Here is a 13,120-nt window from a genome sequence, read left to right as displayed (position 1 = left end):
GATGACCCCTAGGCAGGCAACCCGTCTGCCTTCTGTCACCAGCGGAAGTTGAGGTCTTTGTGGTCGCGGTCATGTCTCGGCGTCGCACGCTCGCCGGGCAGCTCCTCGCCCTTCAACTAGCGATCATCGTCGTGGTCCTCACGGCGGTGGCGGCTGTGTCGCTGGCCCAGTCAGCGGCCACGTTCAATCGAGTCGAAGGCCGCCGAGTTGCCGCCCTTGGGGAGCAGCTCGCCGGCAACCCCCTGCTTCGCGATCGTCTCGCCCGACCAGCGCCGGGCGAGACGATCGCCTCTCTGATACAAAACCTGCCGGTTCAGGCCAACGTGACAACCGTCAGCGTCGCCGACGACAGCGGCCGGATCGTCACCTCTACCAACCCGACGCTTGTGGGCAGTCCCATGGCGCTCGGTGATCCGCGGGTCGCACGCGGTCGAAGCTGGTTCGGCGAGCTCACCGTAGGCGGGACGCGGGAACTCGTGGCACAGGTGCCGGTCCTGGGCGACAGGAAGGAGGAGAACCTCGGGCGACACCTCGGAGTGGTAATGGTCGGGGAGGCGCCACCGTCTTGGTCCCAACGGCTGGTCGGCGCTTCTTCGTACCTCTTCACCTACCTCGGTATTGCCAGCGCTCTGGGGGTGCTGGGATCTTGGCTACTGGCGCGGCGCATCAAGCGGCAAACCCTTGGCCTTGAGCCACGTGAGATCGCGGGGCTGGCCGAACATCGTGAGGCGCTGCTGCATGGCATCGCTGAAGGGGTTATCGCTCTGGATCCGCAGCACCGGATCACCCTGGTCAACGCCGTGGGTCGGCGTTTGCTCGACCTGCCCGACCACTGCATTGGCAGCACCTTGTCAGACCTACGGATCGGGGGCCGGTTGCGGGACGTCCTGGCCGGTGCTGACAGCGGGCTGGGGACGCGGGACCAGGTCGTGGTGCGGGGTGGCCGGGTGCTCGTGATGAACCGGATGACGGTAGCCAAGGACGGACGCCGCCTAGGCTCGGTCACCACTCTGCGGGACCGAACTGAGCTAACCAAGCTGGAACAGGAAATCGGCTCCTTCCGCAGCACGACCGAGTCGCTTCGCGCGCAGACTCACGAGTTCGCTAATCAGCTCCACACAATTTCTGGGCTGATCCAAATTGGCGAGCACGAGGAAGTCGTCCGGTACGTCGATGCCCTCAGCAGGCACCGCGCCTCGCTGGATCTCACAGTGACAAGCCGGATTCACGACACTGCGGTGGCAGCGCTACTCATGGCGAAGTCAGCAGTGGCCTCAGAGCGCCGAGTAGAATTGCGAATCTCCGAACGGAGCAGGCTAGACCGGCTCGAGATGGCAGTCTCTGCGGATGTCGGGACGGTGTTGGGAAACCTCATCGACAACGCCATCGAGGCCGTCGCGGGAGGCCGCGATTCTGCCGCTACAGATTCAGAGGTAGTGTTACGTGCCGATGACGAGCTCGAGGTCATTCCCGAATGGGTGGAAGTCGAGCTACGCCAAGACTCCTCTTCGATTGAGATAATCGTACGTGACTCCGGACCGGGAGTTGCACCCAAACTGGCTCAGGAAGTATTCGCCCATGGTTTTACGACAAAGGCGGCGGAGGGCGGAGAGCGCGGGATCGGGCTGGCGCTCACTCGGATGGTTTGTCACCGTCGCGGCGGTGAGGTCGCGGTGACGAATACGGAAGAGGGGGCCATGTTCACCGCTAGAATATCGGCAGCGATGATCGGGGCGAGCCGATGATAGATGTCCTGATCGTAGACGACGACTTTATGGTGGCACGGATCCATCGCGGGTTCGTTGAACGGATCGAAGGTTTCAGAGTTGTGGCGTCAGCGAGCACCGGCGAGCAAGCGGTCGCCGCCGTCGCCGAATTTCGTCCCCACTTGGTACTGCTTGATCTCTATCTGCCCGACATGTTCGGCCTCGACGTGGTTGCTCGACTGCATAGCACGGGGCACGACTGCGACGTTATCGTAATCACCGCCGCCCGGGAAGCTGAGGCCGTGCGCCGAGCGGTCCGGTACGGCGCGGTAAACTACCTGCTGAAACCATTTAGCTTCGAGGAGCTACGCGGCAGGCTCGAACAGTATGCCATTCGACGCAATTCACTGTTGACCAACGATGTGTGCGACCAAACGGACATCGATCGGGCACTTTCGTGTTCTGCTCCAACCACCACCGGCTCGACCTTGCCCCGTGGGCTTAGCTCAGAGACGAGCAGGCTGGTTGAAGAGATTCTGCGAAATCAACCAGCCACCTTGTCTGCTGCCGAGTGCGCGAGCCAGGCCGGAATCTCTCGTGTCAGCGCCCGCCGTTATCTTGAGCACTTCGCAGCTATCGGACGGGCTGCCGTAACTCTTAAATACGGAAACACTGGCCGCCCTGAACGTCGCTACCGCTGGATGGGACGCTAATACTGGTCGTTGACTTCGCCGTGGGAGTCGCGTCAGCTTTGCTTACCCCCAAGCCGTATTAATTCGGTCCACTAGGCCAGTCAAAGTCATACTCTTGGAGATGTCCCGTCCGTCGGCGGACCCCGAGTGCTCACCGTCGATTTCACCACGATTGGGTCGCCGCTCACATGCACCGGCATGCTGACGCCGGCGTCAACCCTGGCTTCGAGTCTCGGCGTGAATCCCCTTCCATCCTCGTCACCGGAGACCTCCTGCCCCAGGCCAACACAACCCGCTCTTGCCAGACTTTGCCGTTTTAGCACGTCACAATCTTCGATACAGTATCCCCGTTAGCCCTCGGCCTCAGGCGCAGGCCTGGGGCCGGCTGCCGGGTCCACTCGCTGTCTGCGAATCCACCGCTCATGCCATGCCACACGGCCCCTGAGCCGAGCGCCTGTCGGCGACCCTGACGCGACACTCCCCTCTTCGTCAGGAACACACCTACGACTACTACCCACGGCCTGACCGGCGCAGCAGAGGCAGGGTGCGTGGTAGGCTGCGGGTGGCCAGTGCAGCCCGCCGCTCGCATCCCATCGGGACAGGTGAATGCACAGGATATTCGGTCCACTTAGGCTTCCCTCGAGCGTGGGACATGCTGACAACGCGAGCCTCGGCGATCGGTGCCACGCGGAAGGCTGACCGTGACATATAGCAACGACTCAGCTAAGAAACTCGCGAAGTTGCTGCGCAATAATCTGTCTAGGGCGGGCGTAGAAATTCCCCACAGCTTGGCATTGGAAATGATCTCGCAGCTGGCTGGTTTCAGAGACTGGAACGCCTTGACAGCAGTACTACACAGTGGGCAAGAACGCACCTCGCCACCGGCCATGGACTCGGCTGTTCCGGTTCTACGAGTGATATCTGCAGAGGTTGCGCTTCGGTTCTATACCGAGTACCTAGGTTTCACCGTGGACTGGGAGCACCGCTTCGAGCCCGAGCTGCCAATCTATGTGCAAATATCGAGGTCCAAGGCGGTGCTGCATCTGTCTGAGCACCACGGAGACGGAAGTCTACATGGAGTGGCGTGGTTTCCGGTCGCCGATGTCTACGCCTTGCGGGACGAGCTGCGCGGCCACTCCGAAATCCCACTGAGGCCGGACGTGGACGAGGAATCCCCCGGGGGCCCTACCCTCGAAGTCATCGACCCCTACGGTAACGTCTTACGCTTTACTCAGCTGATCGATAGCTAGTGCCTCGAACGTTCACGTTATTGAGCCTTTTCCAACCTGATCTTGCAGGTCAGCCCGGGTTGGCAGGGGGTGTCGAGCGATGAGGGCGAGGCTCCAGGTAGGACAGCAAATCGACCAAAACCCGATGCCCCGACCGGGAGCCTCGCCATGCTGTCCTACCCTGCCGCGATTCCGTTGTCCAGCCGGACCTTGAACCACCTCGCCGATCGCATCCGCAGCTACCGCCAGCAGCGCAGATCCCGATGGCGGCGACTGAACCCCGGCCATCAGGCTCTGCTGGTCCTGGCCCACCTGCGCAATGGCGACACCTACACCCGCCTCGCCGCCGGCTTCGACATCGGGATCTCCACCGCCTGGCGCTACGTCCAGGAAGCAATCGCCCTGCTCAGCTCGGCCGCGGACGACCTGGACACCGCGATGCGGCGCATCCGGTTGCTGGCGTACGCGATCTTGGACGGCACGCTGATCCCGATCGACCGGGTCGCTGACCAGAGGCCGTACTACTGCGGCAAGCACAAGCGTCACGGGGTGAACGTCCAGCTCATCGCGGATGTGGTCGGGCGGCTCGTCTGGGCCTCGGCCGCGCTGCCCGGCTCGACCCACGACCTGACCGCCGCCCGCACCCACGGCATCATCGACGCCTTGACCAGCGCCGACGTGATGACCTTCGCCGACAAGGGTTATCAAGGGGCTCGTGGCAGCGTGCGTACCCCGTTCAAACGGCGCCGATTCCGGCCGAAGCTGTCACGCCGGCAGAAGGCCGTCAACCGGGCCCACGCAAAGATCCGCGCCTGCGGCGAGCGCGCGATCGCCACCCTCAAATCCTGGAAGGTCCTGGCCAAACTGCACTGCTGCCCGCGCCGCGCGACCGCGATCGTGCAGGCCATCCTCGTCCTACACCACGTCGAAGCCAACCGCTACGCAGGATGAAAACGCTCATTGAATGGGACGCTGTCCGGCCTGTCGGCCGGGCGGCGTTCTAGGCGGTCAGGCTGTCGCGGTGGCAGATCCTGTATGTGTGCGGCGGCTGAGTGATCAGGAAGGTCAGCAGCTGATCAGGATCACCCGCCAGGGCACCCGTTTCACCACCCGACGGCGTCGGGCATGGTCGTGCTCGCAGCTGCCGGCGGCAACACCGTGCCAGCGACCACCCGTCTCGTGCAGGCCGAGGAGGACACGATCCGGCAGGTTGTCCGCTGGTTCAACAAGACGGGGATGTCCAGCCTGACCCCTCAGCGGGCCATCCTCGCCAGATCAGTCCTGACGAGAAACAGTGTCATTGTCGAGCCGCTCAACACTCCCCCAGCGACACTGGGACGGCCATCCACCAGCTGCAGCATCCGCAAGCGCGCCGAGCACCCGCGCTCATTCGACCCGCCGGGTCGGGATCAGGCGGGAACGGCTGCGGCAAGTCTTGCACCGTCACCGGACGCCTTCCAGCGGACAAGACGTGGAAGGAGACCGACGATCCGCAGTGCGACGCTACTCCGTCGGTGACGACCAACTCTGGGGCGTCGTGCGGCGCCGCAAGAACGCCACGAACACCCTCGCCGCGCTCAAGTCGATCCGCGCTGCCCGCCCGGACGGAGCACCGATCTACGTCTCTGGACAACCTGTCGCACAAGGACCTCAAGATCCGCAGATGGGCGGCCCGGAACAAGGTGGAGCTCTGCTTCGCCCCGACTTACGCCTCCTGGGCCAGCCCGATCGAGGCTCCGCTCGGGCGGCTGCGCATCTTCGTCATCGCCGGCTCGGACCAGCCCAACCACACCGTGCTGACCCAAAACCTGTGGGGCTACCTGCACTGGCGCAACGCCAACGTTCGCCACCCCGACGTCTTGGCCGCTCGACGTTGAGAACGCGCTCGCATCCGCAGCGAACGCCAACGACGCTGGGACCAACCGCCACCCGCGCAGCCTGACCCCAACGCCGTGAACGTTCGTGGTCAGAGCACTAGTGCTCTACACCGCGATCGCCTGGGAGTACCCGGCCCAAAAGCTGGGTTTCGGCTCGGGGATGACCTGCTGACGCCAACTGCGGGACTGGAATGACGCTGGCGTGTGGCAACGCCTGCACGAAGTGCCACTCGGCACACTCCGCGCCGCGGGCCGGTTGGACATGTCCCGCGCGGTGATCGACGGCTCCCACGTCCGGACGTTTAAGGGTGGCCCAACACCGGTCCGAGCTTCGTCGACCGCCGCAAGCCAGGTTCGAAACACCACGTCATCACCGACGCAGGCGGCATCCCCCTCACCACGGCGCTGACCGGCGACAACCGCCACGACGTCACCCAACTGCTGCCCCCGGTCGACGAAATCCTCGCATCAAGGGCACCCGCAGCTGTCCCTGACAGCGCCCCGATCACGCCCAGACGCGGCACCGGCCACGGCTCCGACTCGGCACCCGACGGTGGGTCGTCGAGCAGACCATCGCCCTACTGCACAGGTTCCGCCGCCCGCGCATCCGCTGAGAGATCCGCGACGACATCCACGAAGCGTTCCTCACTCTCACCTGCGCCAGCATCTGCTGGCGCCGACTCCGACGCTCAATCAGTTAGGAGCTCTAAAGACGATCATCGGAGCCTGCTGCAGCTGGCTTCCCGCTGCAGCCGTTCGGTTCCAGCGAGGCTGCCCTGGGGCGCGGGCGCGAGGGAAGACAGCTTCTGGCGTTCAACCGGACAGGCGATGCCTTGGCCTGCGGAATCGAGTACTGCCCCGACGCGAGCGCTCACCTAAAGCCGTCGCTGTCGACTCATTCCCAGGGCATGCAGCCGCAACAGAACGATCACTGCCGGACCTCCAGGTGCCCACGGTTCGAAGTCGAGCAGTGCGGTTCCGGCGAGGCGGGTGCAACGCCACCATCGGTACGGCCAACTGCGGCAACGCAGGTTCAACCTCGCGCCGGCACGATCACTACCATCCGCCCTCCCTCGGACGCCCGCAGGCTATCGCAAGGTTCGATGACTGATGCGCCACGCGCGGCAGTAGCCTGCTTGCCCGATCAGTTAAATCAACCAGTGAGGACCAGGATGGCTAAGCAGACACAATCCAGGCAGTGGCCTTACGCACCCGACAATTCCGGCTTCACCCCGAATCCGCACCACGACCTCAACCCACTCGTGCCGGGTCTCTACGCCTTGGCCGCGATCTTGCTGGCCATTGCTGCAGCCATGTACCTGACCGACAACAAACGCGATCACCCGCCGCCGAGTGTCCCGTCGACCGATCTGACGAGTGCCCCTACCTCCCTGGCAGCCTCGCCGGGCGTCGACGGCGCTCACGGATCGGGTCATCGCGTGATTGTTGACAAGAAAGCCAACCCCGCGCCGACTCCAGCTTTACGGCCGATGGCCGGAGGACAAGACGGCAAAGCCACTGCTCAGGGCGGTAACGACACAAGCCATTGCGCCCTCTTGTCAGCGGTATCATTTAAGGCCAGCGCGATGACGCCACACCAATCGTTTGCGTGATCGAACTGGCTAGACGGGATTTGGGCGAATCGCTAAACGCTGCTGGCGCACCGGCGAGCACACCGAGCGTTGGTAAGAACCTGACAAGCTCGTGCGCACTCCACTCGCGCCGCGCGTCGAGCGACAGTATCCAGCAGGCATCTGGCTGCACACGACCGCCAAGGCGCGGAGTCGCGCCAAGAACTGTACAACCGTCGAGTGACGGTAGGTGATGATGTCACCTGCATGCGAAAGCTATAGCTGGATGACATGCCGCTTGTGGCGGCGGAGCCGCGAGACAACGTTGCTCTGGCAACTAAGCCTCTGATCAGTCCCGCGTAGCAGTCGCTCCCCTGGCATCGACTGATGCCATCGAGGCGACATCAAGGAGTTACGAGCCGCCTCTGGAGGCCGCAGGCCCTGTCTTTCTCACGGGGCTATGTTGACGCGGGCCGGCAAAGCGCCAGGTTGACGTGGTAGCCAGACACACTGATGGACTATGTAGAGGTTGCCGCCCTTAGCCGCCCGCAACCGGCGCTGCGCCGCTAAGGTTTTGTTCGCCCACGTCGTCGGCGAACGCTGTGGAGTCAGCTGGGCCAGGGTGGCGGTGCCGCAGCGCCGGCGCCAACGCTGAGTCGGCCAGCGCCCCAGCAGTGGTCAGAAAGCCGATCCCCGGCTCTTGCTTATCCGATTCCGTCGGACATAATGGTGCTCGAGGAGGGGAGTATTCCCCAACAGCGGAGTCGTCAGCACGGAAGGGCGCCGACACCACAGGCGTTCCGACCCGGCTCCGCCGGTCGCCATCCCTAGTTGCGGAAGGCGGCGGAAGAGACCTCCGACAGTCACCCGAGTGAGCGTCTGCGCATCTGCCTTCAGGCTACCCGTGCACTGACGCTGCGTGTCTGCCGGAGGATGGATTTGAACGTGTCCGCATTGGTGTGGGCGGTAACGCTGATCGCGATGATCGCGGTCCTGCTCGCCGACCTGTTCATCATCGGCCGGCGGCCGCACGAGCCGAGCGTCCGCGAGTCCAGCCTGTGGGTGGGCTTCTACGTCGGCCTGGCGCTGCTCTTCGGCGTGGTCCTCTGGCTCACCGCGGGTGGCCGCGTGGCGGGGGAGTTCTACACCGGCTGGCTCACCGAGTACAGCCTCTCGGTGGACAACCTCTTCGTCTTCGTGATCATCATGGCCCGGTTCGGGGTGCCCCGGCAGTACCAGCAGAAGGTGCTGCTCGTCGGCATCATCCTGGCGCTGATCATGCGGGGTGGCTTCATCGCGGCCGGCGCGGCGCTGATCTCCCAGTTCTCCTGGGTGTTCTACATCTTCGGCGCGTTCCTCATCTACACCGCTGTGAACCTGGCCCGGCAGGGCGAGCCGGACGAGGACGAGTTCAGCGAGAACCTGCTGATCCGGTGGAGCCGCAAGGCGCTGCCGCTGTCCCGCGACTACGACGGGGCGCGGATGACCACCCACGAACACGGGCGGCGCCTGTTCACCCCGATGCTGATCGTGATGATCGCGATCGGCACCACCGACCTGATCTTCGCGCTGGACTCGATCCCGGCGATCTTCGGCATCACCCAGGAGCCGTACCTGGTCTTCACCGCCAACGTGTTCGCGCTGATGGGGCTGCGGCAGCTCTACTTCCTGCTCGGCGGCCTGCTGGACCGGCTCATCTACCTCAGCTACGGCCTCGCCGTGGTGCTCGGCTTCATCGGCGTCAAGCTGGTGCTGGAGGCGCTGGCCGAGAACAACCTGCCGTTCATCAACGGCGGAGAGCACGTGGCGTGGGCCCCGCACATCCCGATCTGGCTCTCGCTCACTGTCATCCTCGGCACCCTGGCCGTGGCCACGGCCGCCAGCCTGGCGAAGTCGTCGCGGGACCGGCGCCGGGAACTGGCCCAGGCCCGCCGCTGACCCACCCGTACCGCCGGGGCGCTCCCATCCCGGGGGGCGCCCCGCGGCGTGTCCGGGGTCAGACGCGGTGGGCACCGACGAGGGTGGCCGTCCGGTCGGCAGAAATCCGGGCACTCTCCCCTGCACGGTAGCCGACACGTGACCGCTGCGAAGCTCCTGACCCGCGTCGGCTCTGTGTGGCTTCGGGAGGCCGACCACAATGCTCCTGGTGGACGGTCTACCGTTCCGCGATGAGTTCCAGTCGCTGCAGTGCCCTACGACCGACCCACCCATCCCTGACAGGGAACGCCTTGGAGTTCACGACGGCGTCTCGCAGGGGTATAGCCCAGCGATGTTCGAGAAGAAGTGCGACCACGCCCGTTCCTGCTCGCATCGAGTCACGTAGCTGGGGAATGTCGTCTCCCTCGAAAAGGTAGCCTTTCCCACCGGAGGTGCTCTCTCCCATCACTGCCGATGCGCTAGATTCACGTAATAGCCTGTCCAGCAGTTCTCCGGAGTGAGCGGCTGGCAGAAGGTCCGCGCCGGACTGCCGTTCGATGGTACGGTTCCGTCGCATCAGGACGGTAAGCACGTCGAGCACCCGTATCTGATCATTGGCCCGCAGTTCCTTTAATTTCTTTCCAATTCCAAGGGGAACCTCGTCGCCCTCGAAACCAATCAGCAAAACCTGCACGGGCCCAATCATAACTACCCCCTAATTCTCCTGGACGAGCTCTCGCTGCCCCAGCACACGACCAAACAGTCGCTTCGGCCGCAAAGTATCACGGCCTCATCCGGCGGTAATCCGAACTTACTATCATCACGTACCTGGGCGCGGGCAGCAGCAAAAAGTTAGCCTTTCGTCGGACCACGGAAGATGCTAGATGCTCGCCGGGTGGCTCCGAACAACCTGCTGTCGGCCACCGAGACAGCTAGCGCTACGCGCACCATGATCAGCTGCCGCGCGACGGATCACCCACTCAGCCGGTAGGGGCCGCCAGTGGTTGGCGGGCGTACCCGAGGCCTACGGTCTACGGTAGTCATTCGTCTCGCGCAGGAGGCCCGCAACGCCGTCCCTCCAACAGAACGTCGCCGGTGGCGGCCTGTTACGAGCGCGACGCCGTGTCGCGCGGCGAGGGCTTACGGACAGGACCAATCCCCTGTCGTAGCGGCGAGCAGCACGCGTTCGGCGCCAAATCACCGATGGCGCACGGCTTCAGCCAGGGCGCGCTACCGCGTCTATCACTCGTGCTGGCGCCGGCGGCCGTGGCGCCTCGACCGGATCCACGACATGCCGCCCGGTCGTGATCACAATCGCTGGCGGCGGCAGGACGCCCATCAAGTCCGCCAGCAAGCGCGACGACGCCGCAGTGCGGCAACGCCCCCCTCGATCCCCCCAGGGTCAAGCGGGCGGGAGATGGGCAGCGGCATTCACCACCGCGTCGAGCCACCGCAGCTCCTGAGTCGCTGACGTCGGACAACGAGTGGCTACACGCGCTTCTAGTCACTGCCGGGGCCAGTACATCCGTTCCTTGACTCAGCAGTCAGGATATCGAGCACTCCGGTGACCTGGAGTACCCGGCGCGTCATGCCATAGGCATTTGTCGCCCGGAAAGTGACCCCTCTGTAGTTTGCGGCGCGGCACGCATCCAGGAGCGCACGGATGCCGCTGGAGTCGCAGAAAAACAACCCGGCGAGATCAATGATCAACAGGTGAGGACGGTACTCGGTGAGGCCATCATCGACGGCAGCCTCCAGCATTTCGACGGTGGCCATGTCAAGCTCCCCCACGAGTGTGAGCCGCACGATGTTGCCCTCGACCCGTCGCGCGATCTTCAACACGCCTCCTAGGATCCCTCCCGGCCGATAGACCGAGCCTAAAGAATAGGCCAGCGCCAACCGCCATCTTCCTACCAGCATGAGCAGCGCCATGGGCAGCACTGATCGCGCGGAGTGATCATCTCAGCTACAGAGGGCAGCTCATACCACCTGGGGATAGCGCCTTTCCGCGGCCCGTTTGTCCCGGCTAACCTCAACGAGGCCCCAGCCAGGGGCCGCTGCAGCGGCCTGGTCGTCGCACCGGCACAGGCCGCTATCCCCCCAACGGGCTTAGGCCCAATCATCGATAGTCTCTATCGGTAGATGCAGGAACGCCCCCTCCTGACCGAGGGGGCGTTCCTGTTGAATATGGCCCTCCCGACGGCGTCCACGGCTACGGTTGGCTCTTACAGCGGCAGCGCTTAGCGCCCAGAAGCGTTCTACTCGAGCACCACCCTCAACCGCACTCACGGGGGCCCGTTGACCACTCCTGATCCGCCGGACGAACGCGACGCGCCGTCTTCGCACGAGCAGCACGCAGTAGTTCCGAAGCCGCCTGACGCCCTCGCCGTCGGGCGTCCACGAAGCCGTCGAAGGTGGAAGTGGAATGTGATGGCGACTGCCGTAGTCCTGACGGGCGCAGGCGGAACGGCCTTCACGTTGATGTCTCATGACCGGGACATGGCAGTGGAACGCTGCCAAGCGGCGATTGAAGACAAGCTGCGCTCACCCTCAACAGCCAGGTATGGCGACGCCACTGTCAAAAGCACAGGCGGCGAATTCGGCACCCGCTACAACATCGCCGGCAAGCTGGATGCCCAGAATGGTTTCGGTATCGTGACACGGGGAGAATACCGGTGCGACCTGACCAAGGAACGGAATGGGAGCTGGGTAGTCACGGAAGCAGCGGTGGACCTCGACTAGACCCTGCAGCGGTTATCCCACCGCCCGCAGGGGATCCATGAGGTACATAGGCGATGCAAAAATTTCACCGGGGCGGAAGCCCACAGTCATAGGCCACTAATTGATACCGCCGGCTTCCAGGTACGAGAATGCGGTGAGATCTGAACCAACTCTGCTACTCCCGCCCAAATCCCTACGCGGCCTTGGTTACGACGGCACCGAGAGCGGCTCGAGGACCGAGCGCAGCGCATGGGTGAGAGATCACGCCCCCGGCCGGATCAGGTAGCTGAAGGCGGAACGCGCGGCTGAGGCCCACGTGGACACGGCAGCCGACGACGGGCTGAGGGAGATCTGGCGCAGCGAAATGAGGAGGTCCACCCAAAGCGCATTGCGAGCGGCGGCGCAAGGCCTATTCATCCACGTTTCTAACACCTCCATTCGCGCGATGAGATAATTATTCCAGACCGAGCCCCGTCCAGTTGACGAAAGCTCAGCGGCAGTCACCGCTGCACTTGTGCGGACGTGCCGGCTACATGGACTTGTCGAACAGCCAGCTACACATTTTGATAGCTACCCTACGTATCTGTATATCGGATCGCCATAGGAGCATGCGGTCAGGCAGAGGAAACGTTATCCTGATACGGCCCCCAGGCCCGTAGGGTGGCCTGGGTCAGCTCAGACCCAGGCCACCCATCCGGAAGAACTTCATCCGACGGCGTCGGGAGTGGGCGACGTTCTTATCGGCGCGCCCACCATCACGGTTAACGGCCGGTCAATGAATACGCCGAAACAACTCTTTGCATCGACGAGAACCGGCGAAATGCCCTACCGCCGGCGCCAGAGCTACCACCAAATCCGCATTATTACTCAGATAGTGCTTGCCAGCGCACCGAAGCTGCCGGCTACGGAAGGCAGAAATCGAGTGTTTCTTAGCGTGGCTCTGCAGCACAGATCCGACGCGCTTTCCCAACGTTGTTCGCATGTTCTGGGCGCACGGCTCTAGCAGCCCCGCGCAGATTGCTCGGCATCTACGATCACATAGATGGCAGACACGCGGACCAAAACCGAGCCTATAGTCGAATGGTATGGAGCTCCTGTTGGTGAAGCCGCGATGGGGGTGCAAGATGGGTAGGCCTCGTCCGTCAATGGAGGAGGGCCCCGGGGGCGGGGTAGCTGTCGCCGGTGAGATGCGCCCCCGAGGTCGGCGGATGCCCGGCCTACAGGCCGGGCATCCGCCGCTCTTCGCACAGTGGCCTCGTCGCATCAACCTAACTGAGGACCGATGCGGCGAGGCCCGTGATTTACAAGAGGGAGACTTCAGACAAAGTCTGCCGTCTTTCACCTGAGCCCACGGTCCGCGTGACTGCCAGCCACTCGGCATCATCTTGCCGAAGCCGTAGACCTTGG

10 protein-coding genes and 2 pseudogenes are annotated in these 13,120 nt (G+C 63.8%); 10 read left to right on the top strand and 2 right to left on the bottom strand.

The window, feature by feature from the left end; all coding sequences use genetic code 11:
• Positions 1–59 precede the first annotated feature (59 nt).
• The 9 genes and pseudogenes from ACN27C_RS20170 (at position 60) to ACN27C_RS20130 (ending at position 9,013) form a co-directional block, all read left to right on the top strand.
• Positions 60–1,745: a sensor histidine kinase gene (locus ACN27C_RS20170; protein ID WP_205776026.1), complete on the top strand. Its 1,686-nt coding sequence runs from the start codon at positions 60–62 to the stop codon at positions 1,743–1,745.
• Positions 1,742–2,419 carry a response regulator gene (locus ACN27C_RS20165; RefSeq protein ID WP_422747386.1) on the top strand — a complete coding sequence of 226 codons (678 nt, stop codon included), beginning with the start codon at positions 1,742–1,744 and terminating at the stop codon, positions 2,417–2,419. The genes ACN27C_RS20170 and ACN27C_RS20165 overlap by 4 nt, the downstream gene beginning before the upstream one ends.
• A gap of 659 nt (positions 2,420–3,078) precedes the next feature.
• Complete coding sequence (locus ACN27C_RS20160) at positions 3,079–3,648, top strand: glyoxalase superfamily protein (RefSeq protein WP_422747384.1); 570 nt, start codon at positions 3,079–3,081, stop codon at positions 3,646–3,648.
• Positions 3,649–3,795: 147 nt separating this feature from the next.
• Positions 3,796–4,578 (top strand): transposase family protein, encoded by a 783-nt coding sequence (locus ACN27C_RS20155; protein WP_422747382.1) that lies wholly within the window; start codon positions 3,796–3,798, stop codon positions 4,576–4,578.
• A 731-nt stretch (positions 4,579–5,309) separates the two neighbouring features.
• A complete protein-coding gene (locus ACN27C_RS20150; RefSeq protein WP_422747380.1) occupies positions 5,310–5,504 on the top strand; it encodes a hypothetical protein in 195 nt (64 codons plus the stop codon).
• Positions 5,505–5,649: 145 nt separating this feature from the next.
• Positions 5,650–5,948: pseudogene (locus tag ACN27C_RS20145) on the top strand (transposase); the annotation flags it as partial.
• A 72-nt stretch (positions 5,949–6,020) separates the two neighbouring features.
• Positions 6,021–6,205 (top strand): annotated as a pseudogene (locus ACN27C_RS20140) (transposase); the annotation flags it as partial.
• A 471-nt stretch (positions 6,206–6,676) separates the two neighbouring features.
• The gene (locus tag ACN27C_RS20135; protein ID WP_422747378.1) at positions 6,677–7,117 is read left to right on the top strand and encodes a hypothetical protein; all 441 of its coding nucleotides are present in this window, start codon (positions 6,677–6,679) and stop codon (positions 7,115–7,117) included.
• An 897-nt stretch (positions 7,118–8,014) separates the two neighbouring features.
• Positions 8,015–9,013: a TerC family protein gene (locus ACN27C_RS20130; protein WP_013287495.1), complete on the top strand. Its 999-nt coding sequence runs from the start codon at positions 8,015–8,017 to the stop codon at positions 9,011–9,013.
• Positions 9,014–9,230: 217 nt separating this feature from the next.
• Here the strand turns inward: ACN27C_RS20130 and ACN27C_RS20125 are convergent, their stop codons facing one another.
• Both ACN27C_RS20125 and ACN27C_RS20120 read right to left on the bottom strand, forming a co-directional pair.
• Positions 9,231–9,686 (bottom strand): hypothetical protein, encoded by a 456-nt coding sequence (locus ACN27C_RS20125; RefSeq protein WP_162959068.1) that lies wholly within the window; start codon positions 9,684–9,686, stop codon positions 9,231–9,233.
• An 806-nt stretch (positions 9,687–10,492) separates the two neighbouring features.
• Complete coding sequence (locus ACN27C_RS20120) at positions 10,493–10,834, bottom strand: STAS domain-containing protein (protein WP_422747376.1); 342 nt, start codon at positions 10,832–10,834, stop codon at positions 10,493–10,495.
• A 657-nt stretch (positions 10,835–11,491) separates the two neighbouring features.
• Between ACN27C_RS20120 and ACN27C_RS20115 the strand changes: the two genes are divergently transcribed.
• Positions 11,492–11,734, top strand: coding sequence for a hypothetical protein (locus ACN27C_RS20115; protein ID WP_162959067.1), 243 nt, complete (start codon positions 11,492–11,494; stop codon positions 11,732–11,734).
• The last annotated feature ends 1,386 nt before the right edge of the window (positions 11,735–13,120 follow it).

It is taken from the genome of Micromonospora sp. WMMD1219, from assembly GCF_049315215.1.
Classification (GTDB): domain Bacteria; phylum Actinomycetota; class Actinomycetes; order Mycobacteriales; family Micromonosporaceae; genus Micromonospora; species Micromonospora tulbaghiae.
The sequence above is the reverse complement of the archived record's forward strand: the minus strand, read 5'-3'. Positions and strand labels throughout refer to the sequence as shown.